22 protein-coding genes are annotated in these 18,838 nt (G+C 51.7%); all 22 read right to left on the bottom strand.

What is annotated here, in order from left to right:
- Positions 1-2 precede the first annotated feature (2 nt).
- The 22 genes from EAE91_RS17870 to EAE91_RS17770 all read right to left on the bottom strand — a co-directional run bounded on the left by EAE91_RS17870 (position 3) and on the right by EAE91_RS17770 (position 18,838).
- A complete protein-coding gene (locus tag EAE91_RS17870; RefSeq protein WP_214089649.1) occupies positions 3-590 on the bottom strand; it encodes a YmfQ family protein in 588 nt (195 codons plus the stop codon).
- The gene (locus EAE91_RS17865; RefSeq protein WP_214089648.1) at positions 581-1,654 is read right to left on the bottom strand and encodes a baseplate J/gp47 family protein; all 1,074 of its coding nucleotides are present in this window, start codon (positions 1,652-1,654) and stop codon (positions 581-583) included. Before EAE91_RS17865 ends, EAE91_RS17870 begins: the two co-directional genes overlap by 10 nt.
- Complete coding sequence (locus EAE91_RS17860) at positions 1,655-2,095, bottom strand: phage GP46 family protein (protein WP_214089647.1); 441 nt, start codon at positions 2,093-2,095, stop codon at positions 1,655-1,657.
- Positions 2,092-2,634: a phage baseplate assembly protein V gene (locus EAE91_RS17855; protein WP_214089646.1), complete on the bottom strand. Its 543-nt coding sequence runs from the start codon at positions 2,632-2,634 to the stop codon at positions 2,092-2,094. The genes EAE91_RS17860 and EAE91_RS17855 overlap by 4 nt, the downstream gene beginning before the upstream one ends.
- Positions 2,631-3,713, bottom strand: coding sequence for a phage baseplate assembly protein (locus EAE91_RS17850; protein WP_214089645.1), 1,083 nt, complete (start codon positions 3,711-3,713; stop codon positions 2,631-2,633). Before EAE91_RS17850 ends, EAE91_RS17855 begins: the two co-directional genes overlap by 4 nt.
- Positions 3,706-5,064, bottom strand: coding sequence for a DNA circularization protein (locus EAE91_RS17845; RefSeq protein WP_244868912.1), 1,359 nt, complete (start codon positions 5,062-5,064; stop codon positions 3,706-3,708). The genes EAE91_RS17850 and EAE91_RS17845 overlap by 8 nt, the downstream gene beginning before the upstream one ends.
- Positions 5,064-6,893, bottom strand: coding sequence for a phage tail tape measure protein (locus EAE91_RS17840; RefSeq protein ID WP_214089644.1), 1,830 nt, complete (start codon positions 6,891-6,893; stop codon positions 5,064-5,066). The genes EAE91_RS17845 and EAE91_RS17840 overlap by 1 nt, the downstream gene beginning before the upstream one ends.
- On the bottom strand, positions 6,894-7,025 hold the full coding sequence (locus tag EAE91_RS24615; RefSeq protein WP_255562357.1) for a hypothetical protein: 132 nt from the start codon (positions 7,023-7,025) through the stop codon (positions 6,894-6,896).
- A gap of 1 nt (position 7,026) precedes the next feature.
- Positions 7,027-7,377: a phage tail assembly protein gene (locus EAE91_RS17835; RefSeq protein WP_214089643.1), complete on the bottom strand. Its 351-nt coding sequence runs from the start codon at positions 7,375-7,377 to the stop codon at positions 7,027-7,029.
- 2 nt (positions 7,378-7,379) lie between these two features.
- On the bottom strand, positions 7,380-7,739 hold the full coding sequence (locus tag EAE91_RS17830; RefSeq protein WP_036782269.1) for a phage tail tube protein: 360 nt from the start codon (positions 7,737-7,739) through the stop codon (positions 7,380-7,382).
- 12 nt (positions 7,740-7,751) lie between these two features.
- Positions 7,752-9,224 (bottom strand): phage tail sheath subtilisin-like domain-containing protein, encoded by a 1,473-nt coding sequence (locus EAE91_RS17825; protein WP_214089642.1) that lies wholly within the window; start codon positions 9,222-9,224, stop codon positions 7,752-7,754.
- Entirely contained in the window at positions 9,225-9,404 is a 180-nt protein-coding gene (locus tag EAE91_RS17820; protein WP_065824580.1) for a DUF2635 domain-containing protein, read from the bottom strand.
- Positions 9,401-9,961: a DUF1834 family protein gene (locus EAE91_RS17815; RefSeq protein ID WP_214089641.1), complete on the bottom strand. Its 561-nt coding sequence runs from the start codon at positions 9,959-9,961 to the stop codon at positions 9,401-9,403. Before EAE91_RS17815 ends, EAE91_RS17820 begins: the two co-directional genes overlap by 4 nt.
- On the bottom strand, positions 9,961-10,413 hold the full coding sequence (locus EAE91_RS17810; RefSeq protein WP_214089640.1) for a gp436 family protein: 453 nt from the start codon (positions 10,411-10,413) through the stop codon (positions 9,961-9,963). Before EAE91_RS17810 ends, EAE91_RS17815 begins: the two co-directional genes overlap by 1 nt.
- Entirely contained in the window at positions 10,414-10,863 is a 450-nt protein-coding gene (locus tag EAE91_RS17805) for an HI1506-related protein (protein WP_214089639.1), read from the bottom strand.
- A 59-nt stretch (positions 10,864-10,922) separates the two neighbouring features.
- Entirely contained in the window at positions 10,923-11,846 is a 924-nt protein-coding gene (locus tag EAE91_RS17800; protein ID WP_214089638.1) for a Mu-like prophage major head subunit gpT family protein, read from the bottom strand.
- Positions 11,846-13,054 (bottom strand): phage protease, encoded by a 1,209-nt coding sequence (locus EAE91_RS17795; RefSeq protein WP_214089637.1) that lies wholly within the window; start codon positions 13,052-13,054, stop codon positions 11,846-11,848. The genes EAE91_RS17800 and EAE91_RS17795 overlap by 1 nt, the downstream gene beginning before the upstream one ends.
- 163 nt (positions 13,055-13,217) lie before the next feature.
- Positions 13,218-13,688 carry a phage virion morphogenesis protein gene (locus tag EAE91_RS17790; protein WP_214089636.1) on the bottom strand — a complete coding sequence of 157 codons (471 nt, stop codon included), beginning with the start codon at positions 13,686-13,688 and terminating at the stop codon, positions 13,218-13,220.
- Positions 13,689-13,820: 132 nt separating this feature from the next.
- The gene (locus EAE91_RS17785; RefSeq protein WP_214089635.1) at positions 13,821-15,146 is read right to left on the bottom strand and encodes a phage head morphogenesis protein; all 1,326 of its coding nucleotides are present in this window, start codon (positions 15,144-15,146) and stop codon (positions 13,821-13,823) included.
- On the bottom strand, positions 15,130-16,707 hold the full coding sequence (locus tag EAE91_RS17780; protein WP_247983029.1) for a DUF935 domain-containing protein: 1,578 nt from the start codon (positions 16,705-16,707) through the stop codon (positions 15,130-15,132). Before EAE91_RS17780 ends, EAE91_RS17785 begins: the two co-directional genes overlap by 17 nt.
- Entirely contained in the window at positions 16,704-18,266 is a 1,563-nt protein-coding gene (locus EAE91_RS17775) for a terminase large subunit domain-containing protein (RefSeq protein WP_214089634.1), read from the bottom strand. The genes EAE91_RS17780 and EAE91_RS17775 overlap by 4 nt, the downstream gene beginning before the upstream one ends.
- Entirely contained in the window at positions 18,266-18,838 is a 573-nt protein-coding gene (locus tag EAE91_RS17770) for a DUF3486 family protein (protein WP_214089633.1), read from the bottom strand. The genes EAE91_RS17775 and EAE91_RS17770 overlap by 1 nt, the downstream gene beginning before the upstream one ends.

Raw genomic sequence — 18,838 nt, 5'->3', positions numbered from 1 at the left:
CGTTAATCCTCATGATAAATAAATACAAATTCAGTTTCGGCGGGGGCATAGCGTTCTAATAAACACTCAAGGTCTGCCGCATCAGCAACACGCAAGCGTTGCTGACAATTATCAAGCACAGTTGAAAAGCGCGAGGTTCTTTCAAAGACATGAACAAAAACACGAAACCAATTCTTTTCTGGATAAATGGGATAGTTGCATCCACGCAGGCAATGATGGGGGTAATGCTCCTCAATTTTAATACGATAGCCGCGTTCTGCCGCCAGGTGCGCATAAAATTGATTACAAAGACTGCCCGACATCACTAATTTTGCTTTTACCGCCTGACGGCGACTGTCAATCGTTGACTCATCGTCAATGCTGCAATCGGGAAGCCCGGCGAACACTTCCCAATCTTCGAGCAGCATAAAAGCCCGGTCAGCATAAATTTCATTTAAAATGGCATCATTAATCACGTCGATACGGGCAAATTCTTCGCCGGAGGCAAGCATTAATTTACCCAGATCACTATCGGGATCTCTTACCCAGGCTTTGCCGACTGGCAATAAATCAAGCCCAGATTTTTGATAGTCTTTTGCGGTCATTGCCATTCGATATCTCCCAGCACGAAAATTTCATTCTCTGCCGCATATACGTCTGCAACGGGCGAAATTACAGTATTATCAATTTCGCCAGGGGCATTAGAAATTGCCGCCCGCATTTCTGAGAGTAAAGCCAGTCCACCATGCGGCAAATTTTCAAGATAACTTTTCAGACTGGTTTTTACTGCATGGCGAACTGCTTCGGTATTCGGCGATAAACGAATACGAAAATTAATGACTTTAGCAACAGGGCTTTCAACAATCAGTTCTGCCCCGGTAGTCTTACCCTCTGCCTGATTGGTCACCGGGTTGATATGCCCGGTCAGGTATTCTTTCACACGGACCAGATCGCCAGGTCGCGGAAATATATTGGTTTCTTCGTCCATCACGAATAAAACACCGACTGACCCATAGCCACGGTAGCGCGGGATACACCACGCACGAGTGACCCCTGCACATTCCTTAGCCCAGCGTTCATAGTCATATTTATTGCCCCCGGATGGCGGGTATTGCACTCTGAACAACAAACGAGAACGCAGTGAATCAATCGATTCCAGTTCTGCACCACCGCCAATGTAATGAGTCATGGCTTGGGTTTTCACACCGACAACCGGCGAAACCAATTCAAATTCAACGCCGGATGCTGTATTTCCTTGCCTGCCGGGTTCGATGGCAATAACAGAAACTGGGTTTTCACCCAGTGCCGCATAAACATCATCAACAGACTCAAAAACAACACCGTCCGGGCGCTGAAAGCGTGTGCCTTTCGGTATCACGGTTTCATTTAGCACCGTCACTGTAATACTGCCTGTTGCCTGAGTGGCGGGTTTACGCCATATCCCCCAGAACTCACAATGTTCCAGTAGTTTGTCATCGTCTGAAAGATGAGGGACAACCTGCCGACTGGTCCATGCAAGATGATCATGCAATCCGGCTGCGTTACCCGCGTTAGCAAAAGCAATTGCTCCGGTCGTGCTAAATGCAGAACGGGCAAATGTGCCGGGTAAACGACTCTCAATATCTGACTGAGTACGAGCCAGTAACGCGCTAAGAGATGGGGCTTTATACGGCATTTAAATCACACTTAAATGGGCTTTAAACGACAATGGCAACACACTGCCGTTGAATAGAGTAATATTAATTGTCAACAGTAAAACCCCGCGTTCGGGTGCTGTTGCGGCAACAGTGATTTGCTTTGCATGGTTATCTTCAATCAGCCATGTCAGCGCTTCTTCTGCATAGGCTTTGGCTCGATGCAAAACCGATGACAACTGTTTCTCTCGTGATAACAGCCACAAACGGCTGCCGATTGGCCGCGCATTAAATGAGTCTCCCCACCAACCGCGTTTGTCAGTACCGGCCCCCGAAGGAAGCTCGTCAGAATCCAGTGCCCGACGGTCAGTAAACAAGGAAATAATGACTGCGGTAGCTAATGAGTTATCGAGCACAATATCCGCATGCTTGATAGCAATGTCTGCGTTGTTGGTTTGCCATTGAAGCGCAATGTCATTCATTTCGGTTTGCTCGTGCTGTATCCGTCGTGTTCAGTGTGAATATGGTCTTTACCGCTGGTTGAACCTGACATATGATTGTCCGCTGTACTGACCCCAACAATATCAACATTGCCGGTAAAGCGGGTTTGGGGAGTATCAAACACAATTTCATCCGCCACGACTTCCAGACGCTTGCACTGAATGCGAACAACACCATTTTCAGTCAGTAAAACATGGTGCCCTTCCAGGTGATAAAGCGCACTGTCACCCGCCTTTAACTTACCCAGGCGACTGTTTTTATTATCGACGGCAATCGCAACCAGGTGCTGGCGAACGCCACTGACCGACAACACAATAGCCTCACTGCCGACGGGCGGAACACTACTGTGACCATAGTTTTGAAAACGTTCCACATCGTCAGCCGCTTCATCAGCGAGCAACGAAACTTGCAGGTTTTGCTGTTTCAGCGAGTCATTGACAATATTAACCACACCGCGACATATCAGCAGCCTGACCCGGCGCTGGATGCTGGCGGTGAGCTTATGAAGCTGATTAATCATTTCCACATTCCATTATTGGTTTTGGGTTCAGGCTGGGCGGGTTCGTTAAAACCGTCACGCGGCATCAGTTCGAGCTTTGTTACCGTGCCCGCATCGTTATCAAGCGTATAATTCACCGAGACAATCAACAGCGCTTTCTCATTCAATCCGGCTGGCTGGGCGTTTAACGTCACCAGTTCGTTAGGCTGCCAAAGCTGACCATTTGGTTTGAACCATCCAGTGACGCCAACTGTTGCAGTCATACCATGCGCCAGTGCACGCTTCTGTTCCCATGAGCCACGCGCATTGCCTTTTGCAGTGGTCAGGTTATCGTCAGCAAGAATAATTGTCGGGCGATAGCGGGTGATTTCAGCATCACGCACATCAATATTAATCGCGGTAGATTGCGCCGGGGTTTGGGTTTCACCCCATAAACCGCCGGCGGCATTACTGCCCTTAACGCGGTACAGACTGAACCGGTCAATCCACGATAGATAAGTGTCAATCGTTTGAATTTTCACGCCCTGATTGTCTGCTGGCCCCAGCACCAAAACACCGGCTTTTTCCGTGCCGGCAGTGGTAAAAACCAGTTCACCCAGGGCATTACTGGTTACCAGCACCCCACGGTGCCGGGCCGCGCGGGACAGGTTATCAAACACGGTTTCGCCGGGTTCAATCTGCCATTGTTTGAACACGGTTGCCGCTGATGCCGTTTTGACTTCCCAGCGAACGGCGACACCGAACGGCTTACACAAGTCTTTGGCGATAGTTTCCAAAGTGACATTACGCCACTGGCCCTTGCCATGTATTGCGGCACAATCAACCAAATCACCGGTTTTATCCCGGCCAGACACTGTGATAGTCCGCTCATCATCAATACTGGTTTCCACCGTATCCACATAACCGGTAATTACCCGCTGACCATTCATTTCAAGCTGGCATGATTGACCGGGTAAAAGCACTAGCGGAGAGTCACCGCTTTTAACTGTGACGCCTAACGAGAATTGCCCGGCCATATCTTCAAGGCTGCGGGTGACATCCAACGTTTTCCAGCCCGAATAGATTTTGTTACCCAAAATTAATTCAATCGTATTAGCCATTAATCACCTCGATTTCTATGCCGCCGGTGACGAACGCCGGATGCCGAATACCATTTCGGCGGATAAAACGGTCCAGTTGCCGCACATCACCCGTTTCACGATAAAGCGTGACCAATGCCGGCTCTGTTCCTGCCAGTGCAATATGCCTGGCGGTCGGTAACGCCCCCGCGGTGGCCTGCATTTGTTGCACAAAGGTAATGCGAAAATCTCGTAACTGATTTGAGGTCTCGAACCAGCCCAAATCCCCGGTCGCTATCAGTAATTGCATCAGCTCATCATCAAGCTGTGTGCTGGCTTTACGGGTATCATCCAGCGTTTCAATCAGCGGAATGGCAGTTATCGAGAGTTCAGCCTCAAATTCGGATGACTGAGCATTAACGGCTGACGAAGAAAAAACGGTGTAAGACGTTCCGGCCAGGGTTAATGAGGGTGTCGGCGGTTTGGTTTTCGCGGCTTCTGTCGCTGCGTTTAACACTAACCCGGCAAGTTGAGCCGCAATAAAAACCGTGGTGGTGGTATTCACTACATGTTGTAAATGCGCCACTGCCGGCACATTCGGTTTTGATTGCACCTGAATACTGCTGCCGGTTTTACGTAATGCCCGGCTGGCAACGGCGGGTGGAGCAACTTCCGCCATGCCGCTGACCAAACTAGCGATATCATCAAAGAGCTGATGCGGGGCATTAATCAGATTCTTTAAGGAGCCTTTCAGCGCCAGTGCGGAACCTAATAATTGGTTCATACCTGATGTGGCAGGCAAACTGCGAATACCGTTAACAATAGTATTAACCGTCGCTTCAACGGTATTCAGCGTATCGGTGACTTTAGCTATTGCGCCGGTTACGGTGCCCCATGCTGCTGTGACATCGGACAGAACGCGATTTGTCAGGCTGTCACTGTTCAGTTCGGGCTTGTGCGCTTCAACCGGGGCGGTTTTATCCGCTGCCGGCACAAAGGTGACAGAGAACATCGCAACCCCACCGGTATAGCAGGATTCCCGCACGGTGTAGGTTTCGATTTGAATTCGCTGCTTGCCCCAGTAGGGGTGATCGATTTCGCCGGGTTCAGGAGCTTCAAGTGCCGTTATCAGCGCATCACGCTGACTAAAATAGTTATCACCAAACACCACTGCTGTAAATGAATACTCGCGTGTGGTCAACCCCATGTCTTCGGTTTCGCCATCATCCCGCAACGGGTATTCATGACGAACCACACGACGGCCGCCAGTCAATGTCGCATCATCAATAATATAGAATGGGGCACCGCGAAATGTCCCTTTACCCGTCCCCACTTTTGAACGCCAGGAGGTATCATTAAACAGGGTTAACACGTCATCAAAATCGGACATCATCAGTAACTTCTCCCGTAGCTGTAACCGGTGTTCACCCGCAAATCGATATTTTCCGATTTGACTGATTTCGTTTTCGCTTTGATATCCCCGGTCGTTTCAACCTGGATCGTAATCTTGCCTTCCGGCGGTTTTTGCTGATTTTGCTGCGGCTGCGGGCTTGCAGGTTCTGCCAGCGACGGAGGAGACTTCTGTTCCCAATTTCCGGTTAAATAAGGGGAAGGCTTGATCCCTTCTTTCACTATCTGATCGTTATGTTTGTAATACCAGTTCGTAAGGTTGACGGGGAATATTGAGGAGCCACGTGCTTTACCGTTTTCGTCGTAGGCATAGGGATATTCTTCACGCATCCGTTCGAAATGCTTATTAAGATTTTGACTGACTTCTTCAGATGACAACCCGGGCAGCGCAATGGTTGATGCAATTGCCGCTCCACGGAGTCTGCCTTTTTTTGATTTAAAGATATCATCAGGGCCAGTTGCATTATTGTTGTTCTGGTCTTGCCAGTTCGTGACATAAACGGGCACCACATCCGAATCACCCGCCCCCAGTTTGCCATTATTAGACGGGGAAGTGGAATTTGCGCCCCCAGGTCCTTTGACCATATCGGATAACTTTTTATAACCGCGCCATGTATATCGTGCCGCTACAGCAGCCCCGATGGCATACGCGGCTTTTTCAACCGCGGCGGCATATTTGTCTAGCTCTTCAGGGGTAAGTGAATGAATGGCATCGGCCAGGTCTTGAACCGGCTTAGCCAGCTTTAACTGCGCAAATCGCTCGCCGGTATTCATTAATGATGTCAGAGCACCATTAAATGTCTGAACGTTTTGGGTGGCTTTTTTCTCCAGCAATCCCTCTTCAATATTTTTCGGGTGAGCAATTTTTTTTACCAAATCCCGTTTTTTGGGATCAGCAAAAACCATGGCCAGTTTCAAGGTATCGCCATCAAAAACATCTTTTAAATTGTTTTCTTTATTTTTGGCCGCCGTGCCGATTTCAAACATTAAATCGAGGGGATGTTTAAATTGACCATTTTTATCTTTTACATTAATCCGGCCTTTTCGTTTTAAAATTTTCTGCTTTTCTTTATCATTAATAACGTCGTAAAAACCTTGCATGGCAGAAAAAGCCTGCGCTGGATCATTGAATTCGGCATCGGCAACCCGCAGCACTGCCAGCATTTGCTGTTGGTCTAACTGGGATTGCCATTTTGTATCTTTGCCTAATCCCCTTAATGCGGCCAGTTGGTCACCAATATTGCCCGTTCCCTCTTTGCTGGCAGAAACTACGCTGTCCAGCCATTTTCGCATTTTCTCTGGGGACTTAAAGCCAACATTAAACATCCCGCCCAATTCATCCCCGGCAGCACTGGCTTCCAGTTTTATCGCGTTAATCGTTAGTGCAATATTGTCCAGTTGCGCTAAGGTCGCCTCAAAATCATTCGTTTTTCCCAGGAAGGCTTCTGCACCGGTCGTTAAATCAGAAGTACTGAGTTTACGATGCGCGGCGACTTTGGTTACCGCGGCATCCAGTTTCATCACCTGGTCCGCCGTCAGATTATAGGTTGTACCCAATTCAGTGATGGTCTGTTGATGGTCGGCAACTTGTTTGCCCGCCATTGCAAGCCCGCCGCCTGTCACAAATCCCACCATGCGGTTATCAAATTTATCCAGAATACCGTTAGCCCCGGTTACCGCACTGGAAAACAGCCGCATTGAGCGGCTGCCTTCCGTGCCGAACCGGCGGATACTGGCCCCGAACTGACGGGCTTTTTGTGTTACATTGCCGACCAGATTAACAATAAATTCGGCGCGATTTTTCGTTGTCATTTAGCGTTTCTCCAGCCAGTGTGAGTACAGCAATAGTTTCGGCAGCGGTAAGGCCAGCGCCCAGGCTGGCCCACCCTTAAGCCGAATACCGACGGATAAGGCAGTGCGCTCGATAGCCCGAACGCACTGCAAACTATCGCCCCTCGTCTGCGACTTGCCTCATCGTTTCCATCGCGACATGACGCTGTAAACCGGCCTGGCTGGCAATCAACTCCAAATCATCCTGATGCAATGTTTTCAGCAATGTCATGGGAATTGGACCGTTGATATTGCCAATCCGCGCGATAGTGCGGCGTAACAGCTCATAGCCCATTAGCGCCGGACTGGAGAGCAGCATCGGGCCTTTTTCCGTCATCACGACCCGCTCACTGGCGGTTTCGGCATCAATCAAATCGCCGGCGGTTAACTGGCGCAGCTCCACATCAAACTGCTTTTCGGCCTCGTCGTCATGGCCGTATTGCAGGCCGTGCTTTAACTGAAACATGGTTAAATTTCCTTACATTCAATGCCGATAAATTCCGCGGATATCTCACCTTTGCTGGTGAGCGACACATTACCGTCGCACCAGGCATTAGCGAGCATAAAACGTTCGCCGGTGTCACATTCAAATTCGATAGTCGCATCCACCATATTTTTAATCACAAACAGACTGACGCCGGGGCCTTGTGGAATAACACAGCTCAGCCGGGCTTCTTTCGGTGTCTGCTGCCAGCCGTAAACCCGGGCACCGATAACCGGGTCGCGTGTTACGCCGCCGGGCGTCAGTTGCGCACCATCCTTGGTCTGAATTTCTTTGCCGTTAAGCCGGATATACGCGATACCGGTGTACTGATAGGGGCTTGCCATCATTTTTCCTTATTACAAAATAAACTGGATAGCGTGCGCATAAATACGGAACTGATTAACCAGGTTCGGATTGCTGCGTACGTTAATGCGATTGCGATCACTGCTGTCGCGCTCCACAATCAATGTTGCTTTAAACGCGTCAAAATCTTCCACCAGTCCGGCAAATTCATGTTCGGTAAACAGTGCCAACAACTCCGTTCTGATGACGGACGGCGTGACTATCGCCTGTCCGGCGCTGAACGGCGTACCGTCATTGGCCAGCTTATGACGCGGGTATTTTTGCGTGATACGCACCCGTGTTGAGTAACGCAGATACGAGAGAGTCGCGATAGTTTCGACATCCAGATAACTGGGGTCGGGGTCGCCGAAGCTGTTTTCACGATACATGGTTATCATGCGCTCAATCTGCACGACATTACCCGCCGCCACATTGCATGTTGATATCCCGTCATAGAGCAGCAAGTTACGCTCATTCAATGCCCAGCGGTCGCTGGCGGCAGGCGGCAAAATACCAGGCAGTTGCAGCGTCTGGAGGGGCCGGGCCGGGTCAATACTCAGTGAACCCACCGCCACGCCCGCCAGGGTGGCCGCCCAGATATAGGTCGGCTGTGGCGCAATCCCGGTTGCCAGCGTGGAAAACAGATAATCATTGCGTAACGTCCCGAACGTTGAGGTTTTAGCCAATGTGCCGCGGTACGCAATCCAGCAGATGCCGTCAATCATCCGCAGCGGTCCCCAACGGGTTTTCAGTTCATCACGCAGTAAATCGAGATTCGGTGCATCGGTGAAGGGGTTAACAATATAGTTCCACCAGGTATCACCGAGCGCCGTAATGGCGGTTGCTAAATCGGGGTTGCCCGTAGCCCCACCCATCGGGGTGATCGCTAAATTGATGCCCGCCGGGAGCATTTCCCCGTCGTAGTAGTTGACCCGGACATCAATATCATTGCCGGTTTCACCACCCCATTTGGCTTTCAATATCACGGTGTCAGCCAGGGCTTCTGCACTTGCTGTGACCGGCAGTTTTTCCTGTGCACTAATCGTCTCGCGGATTTTACCGGCCATTGTGACCGCATCATCCCCGGCTTTGACAGTCACACGGACAGGAACGCCGGCTATCATCAACGCAATTTGCCCGGTCTGAGCCACCTTGCCGATAAGCTGAATTTTCCCCTCAGCCTTGACGCCATCGTCAGTATCGTCAAGGGCAAGCGCCCACAGTTCGGCAAACGCGTTGCCTTTGATGAATGATGCGGCCATTTCAGCCAGCATGGAGCCACGGCCAAATGCGGTTTCAGCGGCACTCGCAGAGGTAACACGGAAGGGTTGCCCGGCGGGTACCCGTCCGGTTTTCATGCGCAATCCTAAGAGCAGCGTCTTATGCAACATTTGCGGCGTGCCGGTGACGGCCGCACTGTTATCAAATTCGATGTAGCATAGCGGGACCCGAATATTGGACGGGATTTCATTAAATGAGAGAGCCATTTATTGCGCTCCTTTTTTCGTTGGTACTGTGGCGGATATTTCAATCACGTCACCGTCTTTCAACCGACGCAGCCAGTAAGCGTTACGGGGCTTTTTTTCCCCTTTTTCCGCTAAGGGCTGATAGGTTTCAGGGTCACGAACAACCCACCCCGGTGTGGGTTTAATATGCAATTCAGTCATGGTGTTAATTTATCCTGAGTAGGTAAATGGATCAGGGCTTCCTGTTCAGGCGTCCCCGCTGGCTGCTCCCATTGCTGATAATGAGTTTCATAATCGTCTAAATCGTCAATCGCGACAGGGTCCGGCAACGGCTGCGGCGCATCAAAATACAGCCCATACACCGCCACGCCTGCCTGACTTTGCGTATCGCTCCACAGGTTGCCAACCTGAGTCAGTGTGAAATTACCCGCCGGGGCAATCCGGCGGTTGTTCAGCCAGGCGGTGAGCCGTTCAACAATCTGATAAATGCCTGGCACCTGGGTTTGTTTACCGTTTAACACGGATGCGCTGACAAAAACGCCCCAGGTGCTGATCGCCGTATGACGTATCTCGCCCTGGCGACTGCCCAGCCAGGCAACATAAACCGCCGGTGCGGTATTGATAATCAGCTTGACAGCGCTGTCGCTCCACTGGCCGGGATGGGTATCCACTTTGCGCAGCGTTTTACCAAATAGCTGTTGGATGCCCGTCAGTAACGCGTCCGAAATATCACTGGTGATAGAGGCCGGTGTCTTCATCAGATAAATCCCCGTGATTTCTCGCGCTGCCAGACACTGCCGGCACTGGTGATTTGCGCAACATCACCGCCCTCCGGGCGTTCAGCCTCTTTACTGAGTCCGAGACTGACATCCCCGGCGGCGACTTTTTCCAGCAGGCGAATCGCCTCTTCGCTATCTTTCGTGGCTTTTTCCGTGGCCGCGCCGTCTTCGAGCGAAAACCGCGCCAGCACACAAGCCACCCTGACCAGAACCGACGGGACCGTTTTCAATGGCAAGGTCGCGCGACTGTCGATATAACCGTCAATCGTCGCGCAAGCATCATCCAGCGCCGTTTGTATCAGTCGCTGACGCGCAAGAGTCAGTTCGTCATCGGTTAATGCTGCCCAGTTATCAATCTTGACATCCGTCAGCGTGTTAAGACCGTCACGACTGTAACGCGCGTACATATCAGCAAGCCGGGCGTAACTCATTTATTCACCTCGCGCCAGTGCTGCCGTGATTTCATCAACGGTGATATCGTCACCGACGATTTCACGCCATTTCTCAATACGAGGCGTCCCGCTTTTGGTGAAAAAGACCAACGGGTCCGTTTCCTGTTCAGCACACATCACAGCATTCAATAGCCGCTCATCACGGCCGGGCTGCTCAGGCCCGGTTAACGGAGATAAGTTATCTTGATGAGCCAGCCGCCCCGGTTCGTCATTATCTGTATCTGTCGTAATAACCGTGACAGACAGGCGGGGATCAGCTTCCAGCGTCTGAAACTGCGCCAGCGTAACAGGCGGCAGGGCATTTCCCCCCTGCTGAAAAATAAACCCCGCACGCCGATAGCCATCATGCGCTGTATTGACAACGTGAATACCCGCCATTTCAACAAGGGCAATCGAATCCAGCGCTGCTGCGTTTGTTTTATCAGACATAACATTTCACATCCTTTAAACAGGGTTTAAACGGGGTTAACACCCCGTTTAACAGGTGATTAGAGGTAATCCGCCACAATCAGTTCAAGGCGGCCTTTCATTTCATTGCTGATAGTGCCGCCCTTGGCGTCTACGGTCAGTTCACGCTCAAGGAGCTGGGTGGCTTCTTTTTCCATTGCCGGCGGCACAACCAGGTGAGTGGGCCGGATTGCCAGCGGACGCCCCCCATCAGCCTTAAACTGTCGCATCGCAGAAATCACCGACCAGACGTTATCCGCAGTCAATGGCGCTTTGGCCGCGTAAGCCAGTTGCCAGAATGAATAGCCGGCTTCACAGCGGGTATCGACGCCGTAGCGAATGAGCTTGCGCATAAAGTTCTGCTCATCATCGACTTTATCCATCGCTACCATTTCCGGCGCTTTACGCTGCTGGAAAATAATCGGTTTAATGGCTCTGGAGTTATCAAGCACAAACCACGGCAACCCTTTGTAACTGTCATCAGTTAAGATATTACTGACTGATTTAGCATCACCCTTACCGTCTACATCGGGGTAGACCGGATGGTCAGCATCAAAGAAGTTCTGTTTGTCGTAACACAGATTGGAGAAGCCGTTTGACAGTGCACCGAATACCAACTCGTCTGGCTGCACACCGGCGGCACGTCCCATTTCAGTAAACAGCGGCGAGTAAATGCCGACGTTATCGTCTTCAATATCATCCCGATCAACGCCCACTGTGCTTTCGAATGGCCGGTTAATGATTTGATAACCGTGTGATTGCATATCTTTAATAACGCGGTCACCAATCCATTCCCGCATGCCCGGAAACTGCCCCAGCCAGCCGTAAGTATTCGATTTTGTCGTGCTGGGCACCACGGTCGCAATGTGCTCATACTGGCTGGGAGCCTGGTCAAGCCCGTTTTGAAAATCGCCGTTCCAGCCGGTAAATAACGCTTTAATCAGCGCGGGGGTCACAATCGCCATTATTTGGCTCCTTTTTGTTTGCGTTTCAGGAATTCGGCCTCAGATAATCCCTGGAGCCTCGCCGCTTCTTTTTCAGACGCGGACAGGACGGCCATACGCGACGGTTGTTTCGCTCTCAGGGTTTGACGGCTGGTGAGTGCCGTAATGCCTTTCCGGCCTGCAATCGCCGCTTTTAACTCGGCAATGCCGTGCTGTCTCGCTAATGCACGCAAATAAGGCACCTCTGCCGCGACAACCCGCCCTTGACGGCGAGCACTGGTGATAATCGATTCCGCACTTTGTGCACCCGACCGGGCACTTAACACCGCGGCGCGGCGGGCCAGAATCTGATATGCGCGAGTGGGAACAAATCGGGTTAAATCGACACCATTCAAAGCTGCGTCCTCAAGGATCTGCTCTGCTTCGGTGATATCAGCGGCGGCATCATCAACGATATCGGTTACGCCACTGGTCACACTGTCCGGGTCTGCCGTACTCTCAATCACCTCTTGTGTATCAACAGCGGCTTGCGCCGAGGCTTTTAATGCTTCAATCGCTGACAGCGCCTGATTCAGCAAATCACTGAGTGCCTCTTCGCTGAGTTCGGCGGTATCGTCGGGCAGTTCAATACCCAGTTGTTCCAGCAACTGGAGAATAAGATCATTCATAACAATGTCCTGTTTTGATGGAGGGAAAAAGTCCGAAAGAGTTTGCGCCGCCAGCACAGCCAGAGGCCGCATACCGGTTAAACCGGGGTCATTGGTGAGTGCGCCCATCCTCAAATAAAGGGGATGGCCCAGCTCGTTATAAGGAAATACGGCGGACAGATAAGCCCATTCGCGGTTATCGATGGCGGTTTGAGCCGCCGGCGTTAACGACAGGCGAACAAACAGCCCCAAACCTTCGCGCCACTGCATATCTGTTGCGGGATTTTTCAGCCACGCCGCTGCAATAGCGTCTTTGCACGCAGCAGCATCGTCATCTTGTTTTAATGTCACATGGTTGTAGTCAAACAACACCGGCTGGCCGACAGCGGCTGTCGCCGTAATAAACTGTTCAGCAATGGCGGCATCCATAAACCACTGCCCACCGACAACATCGTCCGGGCGGCCGTCACGGGCACTAAAATGCCCCGCGGGCAGGAGCTGATACCAGCCATCGGCGGCCTGAGTCATCGAGGCATTCAGAATCGCTAAACGGGTGTTGGGAGTTGGGCTTTTCTTTTTCATGCTGCCATTCTGGGCAATATGAAAAGAAGGTGGGTTTGTGGGGGATCACACCTGCATGGGAAAGAAAAGATAAAACGGGGGAGAGCAGTGACACTATACCCCGTTTAAAACCCGTTTAAAAATCTCAGGAGGCGTTTAACTTTTTTTCTGTAAGACGGACATACTAACGTGCCTTGAGTGCGGCTGCATGCTGCGTATTGATAATGTCGATAATATCCGCCGCGCCTTGCGCTGACAGCCCCATATACGGGCGAGCGGGTACCGCAGCCGGGCCAGGCGGCATATCGGGCAACCCGCCCCATTGATGGATCGCTGCGTAAACTTTGTTAGTGCCAATGGCCACGCTCACTGCGTCATACTCTGTTGACAACGACATCGCCAGCCCCCCCTGTGAGCGCTGTAACATTCTGCCTGTCTTGCCTTTTTTTGCCAGGCGGGCTTTGTACTTTTTGGTTAACGGTTTCCAGGGGTTGCCTGTCGTCGGGTCAGCTTCTTGCGCAAACGCCTCTTCGCTTTCACTGGCGAGAACCGCGGCAATTGCACGGGTGATCGGCGTCGTATCCCGCCCCAGCTTTTGCACCCGTTTAAAGGCCGCCTGTATCGCCGCATCATCAAATTGATAGTCAAGTTGCATTCATTCTCACTCATGGTAAAATAGGTTAAACAGTGTACGAATAACGGTAATTCGACGTCAGCGCAAGCCATACGTTTATGCGGGTTCGACTCCCGCCATTGTGACAAGCCCCGGTTATTCGGGGCTTTGTTGTTACAGCGCTCCTTTCAGTAATTCATAATTCCCGCCGGCGACGCCTTTTTTCAGTTCAGTTAACGGTACCCGGTACGTATTAATCACCACATCTAAGGCATCCGGTTGTTTGCGTACTGACCACGGCGCATTGACCACCGTTTTAATGGTGAGGTCATCGTCACTGCGAATATACAATAAATTCTGATTCTGCTTATCCCAAAGGACAGCCGAGGGATTGGCAATCACCCGCGGTAACGCCTGATATTCGGCCATTGTCAGGGCGACGCCTTTTTTCTGATGCTTAAGGCTGTCAGCGTGTACCAGGTCTTTTTCACTGATAGCCAGTACGCGCGCGGCAGGCTTGCCGGTCCGTTCCTCCACGGCCACGGCAATATCATCGGTCATAAACCCCAGCGGCTGAATGTTGTTGCCAGGACGCCGTTGCGTCAGCACCTGGCCGACCCATTGCGCGAACGCCTGTTGTCGTACCGGGGCGTTATTCAATGACTGAATAACCTGCTGACGGAGTTCACGGTTTTGCAACCCAATCAGCTTACGCGCAATACTGATATCCGACCCCATAGCCAGTTGCCCGGCATTGTTTGACCAGCCTGCGCCGGTAGTCATGCGCTGCTTGCCGTTGCGGTACGTCGTGACTTCTGACTGATAAACTTCACCCGTCCGCTTATCAACCCCGGTTTCAACAAGTTGGGTGCTCACCGCGCCGAGACTGGACTCGACCGTTAACCCCATCCGTTTAACCTGTGCGGCAGTCAATGCGCGAACGCGGCAGCGACACCCCCAGTCGTTAGGTGGATAGAGCGTGTTCCAAATCGGATCATCAAAACGAAACACCCGCCCGTGCATCGCGGCATGGCTTTTCCGCGTGTTCTTGTCAATGACAGCAATGTACTGCCAGTAGGGATGAGTATCTGTACTTGCCAGTTGTTGCTGATATCGCCCGGCTTGATAGGCGGTCGCTAAATTGGTGCGATAGATAGTTGCCAGCCGGGCCGGGCTGCCTAACTGGACGGTTTCCGCATTACCGTCACCGTCAACCACAATTTGCTTACCCCACCAACCCTGCTCTTGCAAACGGGGTTTTAGGCTTTTAATAAAATCGCGTTCGGTGGTGCCCTGACTCAGCGCTTTATCCACCTCATCACGAATAGTCGTCAGAATATCCATCCGCGCCGCTTTGGCGACGGTGAACGCCCGCGCATGAGCGGCAGCATCGGTTTCCTGCCAGTTCCAGTTGACGTCATAGCCCTTGGCGCGAAAATAATCCACGGCCAGTTTTGGCTCTAATTTAGCCGCAATACCTAAATCAACCGGTTGTGGCATTCAGACGTCCCCAAAGTTCGGCGACAAACATCGCCCGATGTAACATATCAGCCAGTTGTTCATCGTCCATGTCAGTATAGAGTTCAGACGCTTTATTTTTTGCCGCCTCATAGCCCCCGGTTTCCAGTGCCGCAAGAATAGGAACCAGCAGCGGGTCAACCGTGTTTTGCCATTCCTGTCCGTTTACCGCACCCGGCATCGTATTCACCGATGTCACCGGCTCCGCCGTTAATGCTGTCCATCCGGTTTTAGCGTTTAAGAAGGCGGAAGAGAAATCCGGGGCGGCGGGTGTTTCGGGGACTTTCAGGCAATCTTCATCATCGGCGGCAACAGGAATTTGCAGCTTATCATGCACCCATTGCACCGGAATTTTCATCCCCAGACCGACCAGCCCCGGCAGTGCGGCGGCATAGGCGCTCACGTCTTCCGGCTCGGACAGATCAAACTCAAACACCGGCTTACGCCGTTGATTATCGAACGACTTGCAATTGAGGGCGTATAATGGAAACACCAGGTCTCGTGTCAGCGTGGCCGCCAGTTGGGTTGCGTCACTGTTGCGCACCTCGAAACGGACTTCATTATGCACGTTACCCAGCGCGTTAGTACTCGTCGCGCCGTCAGCCTGACTGGTCAGTGTGCCGCCTAAAATAGCTTTGGACATACTCAGTTCAGCCCAGCTCATCATCGCCATAAACGGGTCTGATGTGCCGTCTGCCGCTGCTTTAAAATCAATCAACATTGAGCGCGGAATAATCCCGCCGGCGTTATGACCGATTGACATGACCGCATGCAGTAAAGTCTGTTTCTCTTTGTCGGTCGCGCCCGCCGGATATTGCCCAACTCTGATAGGCAGACCGTAGATTTCCAGAAACTCGGCCAGGTCCCTAACCGAATAGTTTTTAAAGATAAACGGCCAGACCAGGGTGCGGATTAATCCGGTACGAGCAAGATAGCCCGATTTGGATTTGGCAATATGCTGTATCCAGCCGAACGGCTGCAAATCTTCCCCGTCCGCCGTCCCGTTGCGTAAACGTAATTGATTGCGCTCATACTGAGGCGTCTGAAACCAGGCCGGGTCGCGCCATTCCACCGCACGCGGAATAATCAGCTCGCCGGCATTTTCCCATTCAATCTCCTGGCAGGAAAATCCTTTCAGAATGGCATCCGTGGCATCAAAAAGACAATCGGGCAACCAGCTCGCATCTAATAAGATTTCGGTCAGCAGTTCCGCATCCCGGATTTCTTCCCGGCTGGCATCCGGCGGCGGCTTAATCGCCCAATCCAGAGACTGGATAGCCCGCCGGCGCTTACCCAATTCTGACTGCAAATGCGCGTCTTTTTCTTCCATATCTTCCGCCAGTTCACACTGTGCCAGTAGCTGGCCGCGCTCGGCATCAATCAGAATGTCAGCCGCGCGCGCGGGCGTCAAACCACTGACTGGATGATCACCGTAGTATCGGCGCAACTGTGACACACGGGACTCATCATCCTGCGTTTGCATATCAGGCTTAAACCAGAAACGGCGACCTACCGCATCCACTAATCTGTTGAATATTTTCACCAGCAGCCTCGCTCAAAGGTCGGTAAATCGTCGTCGTCATTTGCCGCGGTGTGTTTACCCGGCAGCGGAATAAAGTCAATCATTTGTCCATCCATATAAGTCGCGCGGGTAAACATCAGATACGCCCCGGCACTGTCACCGTGGCGTTTTTTACCGTCTGCCCCGGCTCGGCGGGTTTTATCAATTTTGGGGACACCCCGGATATTCTGAATTTGACGCTGGTCAGTAATGATATCTTCATCTTTAGGGATGCTGATGTCATTGGATTCATACAGTGCTTTGTATTTCGGCGACCATTCCCGATAAAAGTTATCGGTGACATGGATAGCATCAACCATATCTTCACCGTAATGTAATAACATGGCTTCCCCTAAATAACCGCCGTTCCCCGTCGAATCGATGGCGATACCCACCAGGCGGGGGAGCCGGTCAATCATAAAAAAGGCTATCTGGCGCTGCTGGTTATAAGGCACATCATGCAGTTCAACGGTGATCAACAGCCTGCGGCGAGTGTCTTGCTCAATACTGCCAGCCCCGATAACAGATAAATCGCCGGAACGGGCAAAATCCTGCCCATAGGCATGGCGGGTATCGGGATCAAGTTTTTGTAATGCCGGTAACAGCATCTCTTCACAAAACGTCAGTACCGTGTTTTTACGCTCGTCTTCCGTCCAGCTCATGTGTCCCTTTGGCATCGCAAAACGGACAACAACACACTGAGCATCGGTTGCTCGGTCAATCAGCACGCGGGGGATATAGGCCCCGCTGCCCTGCTTCGGCACGCAATAATATTCTTCCAGCGCATCCTCTTCCGTCGCCGTGTCTTTGAGCAGATTGGTTTTCCATTCATTTTCTTTTTCCTGCGACCAGATTTGCCGGGAAACCTGACAGATACGCTTATACAGTCCGTCATTGCAAGCATCATCCAGCGTGATGGTATGCACAGCGTACCGCTTACGCCCGGCGCGTGAGTCCTGGATCAACTCGTTGAACAGGTTTTCAGTGCCGTTATGCGTCGAAATAATCCGTACTTTCGCCCCCCACATCGTCAAAGCCAGTGCGGCTTTCAGCACTTCGGCAAGCCGCTCATGAAAAGCGGCTTCATCGATAGTGACATTCCCTTGCATCCCGCGCAGGTTCTTCGGATTGCTGGATAATGCCTGGACTTTAAACCCGCTGCTAAAGTAAATAACAAACGTCAGAATATCTTTGTCTTCATCTTCAAAGACTTCTTCACCGATTTCACCCGCCGCCAGCCCGTAAGCCTTAGCCCACACGGCCGCCGCATCAATAAACTCACGGGCCATTTCTTTATTGGAACCGATATAGAAATGGTTTGTGCCGCCGGCGTCACGGGCTTTGGCGGCGGTCAGTGATGCGTCGGCGGCCTCAGCCCAGGTCAACCCGACCCGCCGCGATTTTTCTGCAATTTTTAAGACCGATTCATCGGCGATCCAGCGCTTTTGATAACCCAGCAGCACCGCATTGGGATCAAACGTTTCGTCGTTAACCGCATTGATAATAAATTCCGTCGCCGGGTTTAATTCCTGTGCCAGCATTAAGCAATCCCCAATATTTGACGCTTGATATCTGCCGCCGCTTCCGCCGTGAGACCGGCCTGTTTGACCAGGGTTTCTGTCTGCTCTGCGGCTTCCGCGGCAAAGGCCGCGCGGATTTCTTTTTCGCGCCGGGTGCTGGTCATCGCTGCCTGCTCAATGCGGGCAGCGACCAGGGCTAACTGAGACAAGGCTTTCGGCTCAACCACTTTGTCGCTTTCCGCCAGGTGCATACTGGTTTCAAACGCCAGGGATTTCACAAATTCTTGCAACAGCTTTCCGACGTCAGACGTGGGTTCAGAACCCAACCGGGAGACCCACACATCGGCAATTTCACGCCCTTCACGAATACGGGCACCGAGGGTTTCCATCCGGGAAGCATAACGATTCAGTCCGGTACGGGAAATTTTCATGTCGCCCGGTAAGCCTTCTTCATCGATCAGTTCATTAATCGCGGCACGGATATCTTCTTGTGTATGACGTTTATCACGCAACAAACTGTGAAGCTGGTCCCGAATAACCTGCGGCAACAAATCAATCTTCGACGGACGGCCACGAGTCTGTTTATTACTCAT

This window comes from Photorhabdus noenieputensis (assembly GCF_018448935.1).
Classification (GTDB): Bacteria; Pseudomonadota; Gammaproteobacteria; order Enterobacterales; family Enterobacteriaceae; genus Photorhabdus; species Photorhabdus noenieputensis.
This window is presented reverse-complemented; position numbering and strand designations above follow the sequence as displayed.

Excerpts from the sequence above, each read along its gene's own strand:
- EAE91_RS17835 (WP_214089643.1), bottom strand. The coding sequence starts at position 7,377 with ATGTTTCAGTTAAAGCACGGCCTGCAATACGGCCATGACGACGAGGCC.
- EAE91_RS17865 (WP_214089648.1), bottom strand. The coding sequence starts at position 1,654 with ATGCCGTATAAAGCCCCATCTCTTAGCGCGTTACTGGCTCGTACTCAG.
- EAE91_RS17810 (WP_214089640.1), bottom strand. The coding sequence starts at position 10,413 with ATGAGTTACGCCCGGCTTGCTGATATGTACGCGCGTTACAGTCGTGAC.
- EAE91_RS17815 (WP_214089641.1), bottom strand. The coding sequence starts at position 9,961 with ATGAAGACACCGGCCTCTATCACCAGTGATATTTCGGACGCGTTACTG.
- EAE91_RS17845 (WP_244868912.1), bottom strand. The coding sequence starts at position 5,064 with ATGATGTCCGATTTTGATGACGTGTTAACCCTGTTTAATGATACCTCC.
- EAE91_RS17770 (WP_214089633.1), bottom strand. The coding sequence starts at position 18,838 with ATGAGTAATAAACAGACTCGTGGCCGTCCGTCGAAGATTGATTTGTTG.
- EAE91_RS17785 (WP_214089635.1), bottom strand. The coding sequence starts at position 15,146 with ATGCCACAACCGGTTGATTTAGGTATTGCGGCTAAATTAGAGCCAAAA.
- EAE91_RS17790 (WP_214089636.1), bottom strand. The coding sequence starts at position 13,688 with ATGCAACTTGACTATCAATTTGATGATGCGGCGATACAGGCGGCCTTT.
- EAE91_RS17840 (WP_214089644.1), bottom strand. The coding sequence starts at position 6,893 with ATGACAACGAAAAATCGCGCCGAATTTATTGTTAATCTGGTCGGCAAT.
- EAE91_RS17825 (WP_214089642.1), bottom strand. The coding sequence starts at position 9,224 with ATGGCTCTCTCATTTAATGAAATCCCGTCCAATATTCGGGTCCCGCTA.
- EAE91_RS17805 (WP_214089639.1), bottom strand. The coding sequence starts at position 10,863 with ATGTCTGATAAAACAAACGCAGCAGCGCTGGATTCGATTGCCCTTGTT.
- EAE91_RS17800 (WP_214089638.1), bottom strand. The coding sequence starts at position 11,846 with ATGGCGATTGTGACCCCCGCGCTGATTAAAGCGTTATTTACCGGCTGG.
- EAE91_RS17870 (WP_214089649.1), bottom strand. The coding sequence starts at position 590 with ATGGCAATGACCGCAAAAGACTATCAAAAATCTGGGCTTGATTTATTG.
- EAE91_RS17855 (WP_214089646.1), bottom strand. The coding sequence starts at position 2,634 with ATGATTAATCAGCTTCATAAGCTCACCGCCAGCATCCAGCGCCGGGTC.
- EAE91_RS17830 (WP_036782269.1), bottom strand. The coding sequence starts at position 7,739 with ATGGCAAGCCCCTATCAGTACACCGGTATCGCGTATATCCGGCTTAAC.
- EAE91_RS17860 (WP_214089647.1), bottom strand. The coding sequence starts at position 2,095 with ATGAATGACATTGCGCTTCAATGGCAAACCAACAACGCAGACATTGCT.
- EAE91_RS17820 (WP_065824580.1), bottom strand. The coding sequence starts at position 9,404 with ATGACTGAATTGCATATTAAACCCACACCGGGGTGGGTTGTTCGTGAC.
- EAE91_RS17795 (WP_214089637.1), bottom strand. The coding sequence starts at position 13,054 with ATGAAAAAGAAAAGCCCAACTCCCAACACCCGTTTAGCGATTCTGAAT.
- EAE91_RS17775 (WP_214089634.1), bottom strand. The coding sequence starts at position 18,266 with ATGCTGGCACAGGAATTAAACCCGGCGACGGAATTTATTATCAATGCG.
- EAE91_RS17850 (WP_214089645.1), bottom strand. The coding sequence starts at position 3,713 with ATGGCTAATACGATTGAATTAATTTTGGGTAACAAAATCTATTCGGGC.